Origin of the sequence: Saccharicrinis carchari (genome assembly GCF_900182605.1) — a bacterium.
Lineage (GTDB): Bacteria > Bacteroidota > Bacteroidia > Bacteroidales > Marinilabiliaceae > Saccharicrinis > Saccharicrinis carchari.
Genome location: NZ_FXTB01000002.1, coordinates 45,305 through 57,697 on the forward strand (window position 1 = coordinate 45,305; position 12,393 = coordinate 57,697).

The window sequence follows — 12,393 nt, forward strand, 5'->3', positions numbered from 1 at the left end:
CTATGATACGTCTTTCAGTAATACTACCCATGTACAACGTTGCACCTCAACTGGAAAGGTGCATACGTAGCCTCCAAGAGCAGGATGTTCCACATCAGGATTACGAAATCATTTGTGTGAATGACGGATCCCCGGATAACTGTAAGCAAATAGTTCTTGACTTACAAAAAGAGTTTGCCAATATTGTTTTGATCGACCAGCAGAATCAAGGCGTTTCCATGGCCCGAAATAATGGTATGGACAAAGCCAGGGGCAAATACTTGCTTTTTGTAGATCCGGATGATTACGTGGATGAAAACAGTTTTGCACGCATACTAAATCATGCCGAAGAAAATAAGGTAGAGGTTTCTTTTATGGGTTATACTATCTTAAACCAAGATGGTACAGTGCGCCACAAGGTGTTTAATGAGCATCTGTCAAATAAAGTATATAACGGTACTGAGGCGTATCATTTGGCACGGCCGGATGGAACTCCTGATCCGGATCGTATTTGGGCTATTTTATTTTTGCGGGAGTTTATTGATGGGCATAAATTGAGGTTTAAGCCAGATATTCCTTACCTGGAAGACGGTGAGTTTTTGGTGCGAATTATGTATTTTGCTCAAAAATGTGTGTTCCACGGATCTTCCTTTTTGCAACGCACTTCCCGACCAGGATCCGCTACGCACTCCAACCTGTTTAATTCAAACCGGGCACTCAAAGGTTTTATTATTGCTGCATGCAACCTCAATAGTTTTAAAGTAGATCAAAAATCAAAGGGGAAGGAGGTAGAGTTTTTAAACCAGTCTATTGTTAAGTTTGTTACCCTGGCGTTTACTTCAACAGTAGCCATTTTTAGATTTGCAAAACCATTTAAGGCATGGCGCCTGTTAAGGGTCAATGGATTTGGTAAACTTGACCTCAAGGGGTGTAATAAATTCTATTATCGTTTGGGTTATTTATATAATATATCCCCCTTTCTTCTTTATGTTTATCTGTGCTTGCTTACACTGCAACCACAAGGCAAAAAAATTTTGGCAAAGGTTATGATGTGATGAATATCCTTTTCGCATATAAAAACTGGTTAAACCCCAATCGTGGAGGAGTGGGCAGGGTGGCCGATACATTGGCCAGATACTTTGTAGATAATGGAAACCGGGTTTATTACTTGAACCACGAATACGATAAAGAAGACAATTATGTGTTCCCGGCAAAAATTTACACGCTCCCCGACACGGATTTTTTTTCTGACCGAAATCTACGATACTATCAAAGTTTGTTGAGAAAATTGTGTATCGATATAATCGTTAACCATGATGCTTCGAACCACCGTTCGCCTTTTTGGCTAAATACCGGACTTTATCCGGCAAAAAAAATATCCTTTTATCATACGGATCCTTTACATGGCCTAAGCCGTGATATAGGCTATGGTAAATTAGCCAATTATATCCTGAGTAAACTCCGTGCCGTTAAATACAGAATAGCCATGCAATCGTTGCTTAAACACAGCGATAAATTGGTTGTATTATCGGGCGAGTTTAAAAGAAACTTGCAAAAGAATCTGATGCTGAATACCTCCAGGATTGTTCCCATCAGTAATCCCTGTGTATTCAGGAAACCCCAACCCCTAAAAGCCAAAAAAAAACAGATTCTTTTTGTGGGTAGGTTGGATTGGACATCGAAAAGGCCCGATAAAATGTTACGTATATGGTCAAGCTTGTTCAGGCAGCACCCCGATTGGGAATTGCTGATCCTTGGAGATGGACCTGATAGGCAGAAAACAGAAAAGTTGGCCCGGGAATTAGAATTGAACAACATCGTTTTTAAAGGTTTTGTAGACCCGGAACCTTATTACAAGCAAGCTGCTGTTATCTGTTTAACATCCGACTATGAGGGCTTTGGTTTGGCCATGGCCGAGGCCATGCAGTTCGGGGTGGTGCCTGTGGCATTTAACAATTGGACATCAATAACCGATATCGTAATACATGAGGAAAACGGATTGGTGGCCAAGTCAAATGATGGGCATGACTTTACTATTAAGTTAAATCGTTTAATGAGTAACGAAAAGGATAGGATGAGGATGGCCTTAAATGCAATAGAGCATGTGCAAAGGTTTCATATTAATGTAATTGGCCCACAATGGATGGCGCTGCTAAATTCCTGTTTAAACAATGACTAAGAAAAAGAAAATATTATTGGTGTCCAATGGGTTTTACCCGGAGATATCGCCACGTAGTTATAGGGTTACAGAGCTGGCCAAAGAGTATTGCCGGCAAGGCCATGAGGTGACTGTTATCACTAAGTACCGTAATCACAACTACAGTAAATTTTTAAACCAACACCCAATCAGGCTGAAAATGTGGGGCAAATCGTTAAAGCCCGTGCCTTCATTTTCAAATAGGCTGGGGGCTTTATTCAGCAGTATTCTAACACGTTTACTGTTAATGTTTTTTGAGTATCCCGCCATCGGGGATATGTTTAGTGTGAAAAAAATGCTAAAGTACGAAGAGGGATACGATCTGCTCATTTCCTTTGCCGTTCCACACCCGGTACATTGGGGTGTGGCCTGGTCACGTTCATCAACACATCCCATAGCGCCCACCTGGGTGGCCGATTGTGGCGACCCATATATGGGTGATGTGTTAGACACCTATCGGAAACTGTTTTATTTTGGCTATTTTGAGAAATGGTTTGGCAGAAAGGTAGATTATATTGCTATTCCTATCGCCTCGGCCATCAATGCCTATTACCCTGAGTTTAAAAATAAAATCAGAATCATTTCACAAGGCTTTCAATTCGATTTAAAAAGAAATAACAACAAATGCCCCAACAATCCCATGCCTACCTTTGCCTATGCAGGTGGTTTTATAGCAGGCGTGCGCGATCCACAACCGTTGCTTCAATTTTTAAGTACGCTGGATAAACCATTTAAATTTTTAGTTTATACCAATTCACACGACATGTTGAATGGATATAAAGAAAAGCTGAAAGGAAAACTCGTTGTTTCGGGATATATACCACGTGATGAGTTGATGGAAATACTGCCGGGGATGGATTTCCTGGTCAATTTCGATAACAACACCCAGCTTAATTCACCTAGTAAACTAATTGATTATGCCATCGTAAACCGTCCGGTTTTAAACATAGGCCGCGATTTCAAGCAACAAAGTATCTTAAACTTTATAAAAGGCGATTACACCGATGCCATGCCTTTGCCCAACCCGGAGGAGTTTCACATCAGCCATGTGTCAAAACAATTTATTGATCTGTTAAAAGATTGAAATGCAGTATGAATACACTCTATTTAGATAAATACATATATGGCAATCCGGTAAGCAGTAAATACTATCTGGTTTTATTTGTGCTCTGGCCCTTCTTGGCGTTTTTGGTGGCCTTGGCCGATTATAGCCATAAAGAGGCCAAAAAGGTTGTTTATGTATTTCTTATCTACTATGGTGCCACCACGGTGGTGGATGTGGGTTATTATATCGATGCGGTGGGATATGCGCTCCTGCTTAAGGAAAAAAGTATTTTACCTTTTTCTGATTTTTTTAAAATATTTAGCAATTTATATTCTAATAGCGACTCCATGGATGTTTTGGAGCCTGTGCTGTCGTTCCTGGTATCACGTATCACCACCGACCACCGCATGTTGTTTGCTATATTTGCAGCTACATTTGGTTTTTTCTATCTAAAAAGCATCAATTTGCTCCACCGCAGGTACCTGAAAAGTCCCAATTTGGATGCGCTGATATTTATGGGATTTTTCAGCTTGTTGTTGCCCGTAATGGCCATATCGGGCTTTAGGATGTGGACTGCCATGTGGATTTTTCTCTATGCTGCCTATCATGTGGTTACAAAACGCGATATGCGATATTTTATACTGGCGTTTAGCGCTGTTTTAGTGCATTGGAGTTTTGTTTCGGTATGCGGTATTTTGGTTGTTTATTTCTTTGCGCGTAATCGCGATATTATTTATATACCCTTGGCTATAGTTTCGTTTATAGTTCCTTACTTGATTGCTCCTTTTTTAACGGTTATCTCGCTTAGGATGGGGGGCGTATTTCAGGAACGATACGATATGTATTCCAACGAAGCATATGCCAGTGGTGTACAGGATCAATTGCAGGAGGCTGCCTGGTTTATGCAAATAGGTAACGATTTGGTAATGTATTTTCTGTTGTTTGCCATCATAATCATAAAGTTCAGGTTCGGCGATATGATGAAAGGTAAAACCGAAAGTAACCTTTTTAGTTTTAATCTGCTGCTATTGACCTTTGTTAATGTGGGAAAAACGGTTCCCTCATTGGGGGGGCGCTTTCAGATGCTTTTTTTCTTATTTGCCACCATGTACGTGTTTTTGTTTTTTGTGAAAAAACCACCCGGCAAAACCATCAGCTACCTTACATTGGTAGGCTTGTTTCCCATGCTTTTAAATACATTAATTGTAATACGGCAAGGTTCTGATACCATCAACGCATGGATATTTGCGCCCGGCTTGGGAATACCCTTTTTTATGCAAGATATAAATCTGGCCAGTGTACTGTTTTAATATCTTTTCTGTAATCTACTACGCCAAATATAACACGCCTAAATATTCATTAGAAAAATATTTGCTTTGATAGGAAAAATAATAAGCCCTTCCGTTCAACGGGATATCTCAAATATGCCGGGTTTCAGGACGAAACGAAAACTGGTGGTCATTGAGTCGGACGACTGGGGCAGCATACGCATGCCAAACAATAAGGTGTTTGATAAATTGATTGACGCAGGTATCGATTTGAACGACGAAGGGTTTCGGTTTAATAAGTACGACAGCCTCGCAACTACCGAAGACCTGACGCGGCTTTTTGATTTACTTTCATCGCATAAGGATGCTGCAGGGCGTCCGGCCGTATTTACACCTGTAGCCGTTGTGGCCAATCCAGATTTCGACAAGATACGCGATAATAAATTTAAAACATATCATTACGAACCGTTTACCGATACCTTAAAAAAGTATCCGGGTTGCGAGTTGTCTTTTAAGCTGTGGCAGGAGGGTATCCGTAAAGGCATATTTGTACCGCAGTTTCACGGTAGGGAGCACCTAAACGTAATGCCTTGGTTAAAAGCTTTACGTTTGGGGCATAAAAACAGTCACCTTGCTTTTGACAACCGGATGTGGGGTATTTCAACCGCCAACGACAGGGATATTAGGCTTGAATTTCAAGCAGCATTTGATTTTATTGACCCTCAGGATATTCAATACCAAAAAGAAGTAATTAAATCAGGACTCGATTTATTTGAAGAGTTGTTGGGGTATCGCGCCACTTTTTTTGTGCCTCCCAATGGGCCGTTTAGTAAACAACTGGAACCGGTATGTGTAGAGAGCGGTATTAAATACCTATCTGCCTCAAAAATTCAAACAGAACCTTTGGGCAACGGAAAATCCCGAAAGCGAATTCATTGGCCTGGGCAAAAGAGTAGCAGCGGCCTAAGCTATTTGACGCGTAATTGTTTTTTTGAACCAAGCGACGTAGGTAAAGATTGGGTAAGCAGTTGTTTAAACGAAATATCGAGTGCCTTTAAGTGGCGAAAGCCTGCGGTAATCAGTACGCACCGGGTAAATTATATAGGGGCATTACATATACAAAACCGCGAAAATGGATTAAAGCAATTAAATACGCTCTTAACGCAAATGATTACCCGCTGGCCCGATGTTGAGTTTGTAACTTCGGAGGAGTTAGGGCGAATTGTCACAGGCAGAACGTGATTAGCGTAAAGCAAATAGCATAAGGTGCTTTCTCCGGCTGCAATTTTATGCAAATTGTTAATAAATTAACAGATTGCTTGTGTGAAGCGAATGAAACAGATGTGTGACATAGTTATTTTAAAAATTGTAATCTACTATCTATGCGGGTGCTTTACCTTATCCACTGTTCGTCCCTGGCTAATATCAACCTAAACGAAATAAACCCCAATGTTGTCTAAAATAAAAAGCACCCTATCGCAAAACCTGATTAACCTGCCGGGTTATAGAACAAAACGTAAAATAGTAGTTATCGAAAGCGACGATTGGGGAAGTATTCGCATGCCGTCGGTGGAAGTGTTCAATAAATTTATCGAAAAAGGGTTCAATATTGGGGATTCCGATTACAACCGTTTAGATACCATAGAAAATAACGACGACATGACCATGCTGCTTGACGTGCTGAGTTCGCATAACGATTCCAAAGGGAATCCGGCAGTAATGACAGCCAATATAGTGGTGGGTAACCCGGATTTTAAAAAGATAAGGGAGTCAGATTTTAAAGAATATTTTGTGGAGCCGGTCACCGAAACTTTTAAAAGTTATCCGGGAAGAGATAAAGTGTTCTCCTTATGGCAGGAGGGTTACAAAAAAGCTTTGTTTCATCCGCAGTTTCATGGGCGCGAACATGTTAATGTGGTACGATGGATGGAAGCACTTCGGAAAAAAACACCCCAAATTATGTTTACCTTCGATTGCAACACCACCTTTTCGGGCAACGGCGACTATAATTTTATGGAGGTACTCGATTACAACACGCCCAAGGATATGCACCTGATGAAAGAAAGCTTAACACAAGGACTGGATATGTTCGAGACGTTGTTTGGCTTCAGATCCAAATCATTTATCCCGCCTTGTTATACCTGGGATAGTAACGTGGAGGAAACCTTAAGCAAAAACAAGGTTAAATATATTCAAGGTTTGTTTGTCCAGATGGTACCTACCGGCTCTTTTGGTAATTATACCCGCAAGTATCACTTCCTGGGCAGCCACAACAGGCATGGACAGCGATACTTGGTTCGGAATTGCTTTTTCGAACCCTCGTTAACAAAAATAAGCGACCCGATAGGGGAGTGTTTGCGACGAATTGATATCGCCTTTAAATGGAACAAACCGGCCATTATAGGTTCGCACCGTATCAATTTTATGGGTGACTTGGATCCCCAAAATAGGGCGGATAACCTTAAATTACTCAACGAGCTGCTCAATAATATCTTGAAAAAATGGCCCGATGTAGAGTTTATGACCTCCGATCAGTTGGGTGATTTGATGAACGGGGGGTTGAAAAATGAGTGATGAGTGGTGAGATGTGAGTGGGTTAGCGTAAAGCGCATAGCGATAACTAGTAGTGAGTTTTGAAAATTCTGTTGTATTAAAGGAAGCACGGAACGGTTCTATATAAACACCTTGTTGTACAGAACCGTTCCATATCATTTCTTGAACGGACTACTAGCGTAAAGGGTAAAGGGGGTAGAGATGAGTAGTGCGTATTGCGTAACGAGTTTTGAGTGTAAATAACATTAGGTAAATTGTATGGTTAAAAATTACGTCCACCCATATTTAGGTATTTTATTTATGAATCACGCAAATAGTTTTAGAGATTTGGTTGTGTACCAAAAGGCTTATTCTTTGGTAACGCAGATTTTTTACAAAACCATGAAGTTTCCTCTTGAAGAAAAGTATTCGTTAACGGATCAGATTAGGCGATCATCCCGGTCTATAACCTCAAATATAGCTGAAGCATGGTCAAGAGAAAAGTATTTGAAAGTATTTGTTAACAAATTGACTATTGCATTGGGAGAAGAATATGAAACGGAAGTGTGGCTTGATTATTCCCGTGATTGCAAATATATTACGGATGAATTACATGATCAGTTGATGTCAGGATATGACGAAGTAAGAAAAATACTTATATCCATATCTAACAATCCTGATAAGTGGTGCTTGTGACCAAAGAATCACTCACAACTCACAACTCATCACTATCTACTAAAAAATGAATAAAGAAAAAACAACTCCCATCAACATCCTCATCACCGGCGACTTTGCCCCAATCAATCGGGTGGAAGAGTTGTCCGTTAAAGGAAACTTTCAGTCGGTGTTTAATGATTTTATCGACGTATTTAAAAATAACGATTTAAACGTGGTGGATTTGGAATGCCCTTTAACCCATGCCAATACCACCCGTCCTAAAACAGGGCCCTATCAAAAAGCCCATCCCGATACCATCGGAGCATTGCGTTACGCCGATGTTTCGTTGCTGGCTATGGCCAACAACCACATTATGGATTATGGCGAGCAAGGGGTTAAGGATACTTTGGCACTGTGCCAACAAAATGGAATGGCTACTATCGGTATCGGTTCTTCACACGATGAAGCAGCCAAGCCCTATGTGCTGGAGCAATACGGAAAGAAGATTGCGCTAATCAATTATGCCGATAACGAGTTCCTGTCCACCCCCAATGGTAATTACACCTGTAACCCTATCGACCCTGTAAACAGTTATTACGATATTGACCAGGCAGCGCGCCATAATGATTTTGTAATTGTAATTGTGCATGCCGGAAACGAATTCTATCGTTTGCCCTCACCACGTACTAAAAAGCTATACCGTTATTTGGCCGATCAGGGAGCGGATGCTATAATAGCGCACCATACCCATGTATTTTCGGGTTATGAGATATATAAAGGCAAACCTATTTTTTATGGCCTGGGTAATTTTGTGTACGATTGGCCCGGAAAAATTCATTCCGACTGGAACCGGGGCTATGTGGTCCGGCTTTCCTTTACCGATACATTAGCGTATAAAATAATCCCCTTGAAGCAAAGCAATACCGAGCCCGGAGTTCATCATCTAACAGATGATGAAAAAGGTGTTTTCGACGCCGACATCCGGACTTTGAATAACATTATTGCAAACGATAATCAATTGGAAGCAGAATTTAAAAAGTATTGCCAATCTGTATTCCCGATGTACGATGCTTTTATTGAGCCCAATTTTGGAAGGTATATAACCGCTCTGCAAAAAAGGGGCTGGTTGCCCAAGCTATTGTCGCGGCAAAAACGGCTGTTCCACCTCAATCTATCGCGTTGCGAATCGCATAGAGACGTTTTGTTGCGCTTGCTCAAAAAATACGAATGATTCAGATATATGGTGTCCAAAGTAAAACAACGCTTCACGGTATCGGCTCTTCCCTCGCCCTTTTTTTAAGGCGGGGGAAGTACTGCCGCATAGCGGTAGGGATGGGGGTGCGCTCACCACTCATAACTTTACGTTTTATGCCGTTCACTCACTATTAAAAATTCAAAACTTATAAAAAATGTGTGGAATCACAGGATATATAAATGCCAGCTCAAAGCCAATTACCGATACCTCCAGGATTATTTCGATGCTAAAGGTGCAAAGACACCGCGGCCCCGACGATTCCGGCATCAGAGCCTTTAATTTAAAGGCAGGCAGCTCCCAAGCTTTAAACAGCCACTCGATAGAAGATATAGATGGCAATTTTAACGGCGTGTTGGGTTTTAACCGTTTAAGCATCCTCGATTTATCGGCCATGGGACATCAGCCGATGCTTAGCCCCGGTGGTAAAGTGGCGCTGGCCTTTAACGGCGAAATTTACAATGCCTTTGATTATAAAAAAGAGCTTGAGGAGTGGGGATATCAATTTAAGAGCACTTCTGATACAGAGGTAGTACTGGCGCTTTACCTAAAATATGGTCTGCATGAAATGCTTAACAGGCTCAATGGTATGTTTGCCATTGTAATAGTCGATTTAAAAAAACGAAGCTTATATGTAGCCCGTGATCGCTTTGGTATAAAACCCATGTATTATGTATCTAACAAAAATGTTTTTGCTTTTTCATCTGAATTAAAATGTTTTAAATATATAAATGACTTTTCGTTTGGTTTAAACCCTGCTAAACTGGATGAATATTTGCTATTCCGAAATAATATTAACGACACCCTTTTTAGCGACATTAAATCTTTAAAGCCCGGCCATTTCATTACCTATACACATGCAGGGGAACTTAATGTAGAGCAATTTTTTAATGTGAACCAATATCACAGGCAACACATACACGAAATAAGCCGAAAGCAAGTACAACAAAAGTTGGAGTTGTGCTTAGGGAATAGCGTACAGAGCCAATTGATGAGCGATGTAAAGCTGGGGTGTCAGCTTTCCGGGGGTGTCGATTCTTCTCTAGTGACCTGGCTGGCCAACAAACAAAGCAAAAACGGCAACTTTGAATCTGTTTCCATTGTTTTCGATGATGAGCGGTTTTCAGAGGAAAAATATATCGACCAGGTGAGTCAAACCCTGGGTATAACCGCACATAAGTTCTTGTTAGATTCGGAGTATTATCTGGATCATTTTGAGCATGCTACCTGGCATCTGGAAGCCCCGCTCAACCATCCCAACACCATTGGAATTTATAAATTGTCGCAGCGGGCTAAAGAGTATGTTACTGTTTTGCTTAGCGGTGAGGGTGCCGATGAGGTGTTTGGGGGGTACGAAAGGTTTTATGATATCAAATATCCATATGGCGGATTAAATATTTTGCGACAGATAAAAAACAATGTAAAGCAACCCTCAGAGATACTCGATTATTTTAATGAAGCTAACCGGGCCATAATGTCAACCGCTTTTATGCAACCTGCCCTGGCAAAAATGCTCTGCCCGCAATTTAACAAACGCAAAGCGGCGTACGATCGTATATCTTTGTACAATGGCTTAACGGGTACTCGTTTCGATCGTCAGGTAAAATATGAGATGCAATCGTATCTGCCGGACTTGTTGATACGCCAGGATAAGATGTCCATGGCGCATTCCATCGAAAACAGGGTGCCCTTTCTGGATAATGAAGTGGTGAGCCGTTCGTTCTCTATCCCGGAGAAATTTTTACTTAGCCGTAAAAATGGCAATGGTACCAACACCGAGAAATACCTGCTGAAACAGATGACCGCCGAGGTTTTCGGCCATCATTTTGCTTTCCGCGATAAAATGGGTTTTGGAATCCCCTTGCGCGAATTCTTTTTAAAAGATAGGTTTAACCAATACCTGAACGATAAAGTATTGCCCGGCTTAAAAGGAAGAGGAGTATTCGATGGTAAACTGGTAAATAACTGGGTGGGTAATATCAAAGGTTTAAGTCCCCGGGAGCTCGAAGCATTGTGGGTTGTCATCGCTTTTGAAGCCTGGGCATCGGTTTATTTAGACGGAAAATATAAAATGCCGGTATAGAGGGTTAATCCTTGGTTTTGCCTATGCAAAATTGGCCTTTGGTGCCCTATTCATATAATGTATGAATAGGGCAGGTTTGACGCACTAATTAAACAAAGCAAAATTTACCACAACCATCCCTTCCTCACAATTCCTCCTCCATTGGTGGAGATAGAAGGGGCTGTTTCTTTTTAACCTCATTCATATGAAAATAGCTATACATAGTGCCAAAGGATCATTTAGTGACCGTTGGATACCTTATTGCGAAAAAAATAATATCCCATACAAGTTGGTGAATTGTTTTAGCACGGATATCATGCAGCAGTTAAATGATTGCGATGCCCTGATGTGGCATTTCAACCATAAGGGCGCCAGAGAGAGCAAGTTTGCAAAGCAACTGTTGTTTGCGGTACAGCATGCCGGTAAAGCGGTATTCCCCAATTACAATACAGCTTGGCATTTTGACGATAAAGTGGCACAGAAGTACTTGTTGGAGGGCATAGATGCGCCATTGGCTCCTGCATATGTGTTTTATACTAAACAGGAGGCATTAGATTGGGCCACGCAAACGGAGTATCCCAAAGTATTTAAACTGCGTAATGGTGCCGGATCGGATAATGTGAAGCTGGTGCGTTCGTTATCACAAGCCAGGCAGCTTATCCTTAAATCGTTTAACAGAGGTTTTAAACAGTACGATGCATGGGGTAACCTGAAGGAACGCGTAAGGTTATTTAAAGCCGGTAAAACTACTTTTTGGGACGTGAGCAAAGGTATTGGACGTTTTTTTTACACCACCCAATATGCCAGGGTTACAGGTAATGAAATGGGCTATGTGTATTTTCAGGAATTTATACCGCAAAACGATTCCGACATCAGGGTTTGCGTGGTGGGCGATAAAGCCTTTGCCATAAAAAGAATGGTGCGCGAAAATGATTTCAGGGCCTCGGGCAGCGGAACCATACTTTACGACAAAAAATATTTCGACGACGAAACCATAAAGGTGGCCTTTGAGGTATCCGAAAAGTTAAATGATCAATGTATGGCCTACGACTTTGTTTATAAAGACGGCAAAGCTTTGATAGTAGAAATTAGCTATGGATTTGCCAAAGAAGGTTACGATGATTGTGTGGGGTATTGGGAAAAGGACATGACTTGGCATCCCGGTAAGTTTAACCCCTACGGATGGATGGTGGAGGATATAAAGAACCAAATGAACCTCCGGAACGGGTCTGTGTAAAAGTGCTGTAAATCAGACCCGTTCCCTAAGAAACTTTTCAGTCCATTTTGTTTCCGGTTATCTAACCATTGCTGTAAATCAGCCCCGTTCCTTAACCGGATAAATGCACGTATTTTTCACTTTCCGCTATAATTGGCGGAAAGCGATAAAGGTTTAAGAAAACT

General features: G+C 41.2%; 10 protein-coding genes. All 10 read left to right on the forward strand.

Annotation, left to right across the window (positions count from 1 at the left end; genetic code table 11):
- The first annotated feature begins 2 nt into the window (after positions 1-2).
- A complete protein-coding gene (locus FN809_RS04780; RefSeq protein WP_142532359.1) occupies positions 3-1,034 on the forward strand; it encodes a glycosyltransferase family 2 protein in 1,032 nt (343 codons plus the stop codon).
- A complete protein-coding gene (locus FN809_RS04785) occupies positions 1,034-2,158 on the forward strand; it encodes a glycosyltransferase (protein ID WP_142532360.1) in 1,125 nt (374 codons plus the stop codon). Before FN809_RS04780 ends, FN809_RS04785 begins: the two co-directional genes overlap by 1 nt.
- Complete coding sequence (locus FN809_RS04790; RefSeq protein WP_142532361.1) at positions 2,151-3,260, forward strand: glycosyltransferase family protein; 1,110 nt, start codon at positions 2,151-2,153, stop codon at positions 3,258-3,260. Before FN809_RS04785 ends, FN809_RS04790 begins: the two co-directional genes overlap by 8 nt.
- An 8-nt stretch (positions 3,261-3,268) precedes the next feature.
- Positions 3,269-4,531 (forward strand): EpsG family protein, encoded by a 1,263-nt coding sequence (locus FN809_RS04795; RefSeq protein ID WP_142532362.1) that lies wholly within the window; start codon positions 3,269-3,271, stop codon positions 4,529-4,531.
- Positions 4,532-4,597: 66 nt separating this feature from the next.
- Positions 4,598-5,731 carry a hypothetical protein gene (locus tag FN809_RS04800; protein ID WP_221929365.1) on the forward strand — a complete coding sequence of 378 codons (1,134 nt, stop codon included), beginning with the start codon at positions 4,598-4,600 and terminating at the stop codon, positions 5,729-5,731.
- A 207-nt stretch (positions 5,732-5,938) separates the two neighbouring features.
- Positions 5,939-7,063 (forward strand): hypothetical protein, encoded by a 1,125-nt coding sequence (locus FN809_RS04805; protein WP_142532363.1) that lies wholly within the window; start codon positions 5,939-5,941, stop codon positions 7,061-7,063.
- Between the two features lie 237 nt (positions 7,064-7,300).
- Positions 7,301-7,717 carry a four helix bundle protein gene (locus FN809_RS04810; RefSeq protein WP_221929366.1) on the forward strand — a complete coding sequence of 139 codons (417 nt, stop codon included), beginning with the start codon at positions 7,301-7,303 and terminating at the stop codon, positions 7,715-7,717.
- Positions 7,718-7,763: 46 nt separating this feature from the next.
- Positions 7,764-8,909 (forward strand): CapA family protein, encoded by a 1,146-nt coding sequence (locus tag FN809_RS04815; protein ID WP_142532364.1) that lies wholly within the window; start codon positions 7,764-7,766, stop codon positions 8,907-8,909.
- A gap of 178 nt (positions 8,910-9,087) precedes the next feature.
- Positions 9,088-11,013 (forward strand): asparagine synthase (glutamine-hydrolyzing), encoded by a 1,926-nt coding sequence (gene asnB, locus FN809_RS04820; protein ID WP_142532365.1) that lies wholly within the window; start codon positions 9,088-9,090, stop codon positions 11,011-11,013.
- 184 nt (positions 11,014-11,197) lie between these two features.
- Positions 11,198-12,229 (forward strand): ATP-grasp domain-containing protein, encoded by a 1,032-nt coding sequence (locus tag FN809_RS04825; RefSeq protein WP_142532366.1) that lies wholly within the window; start codon positions 11,198-11,200, stop codon positions 12,227-12,229.
- The last annotated feature ends 164 nt before the right edge of the window (positions 12,230-12,393 follow it).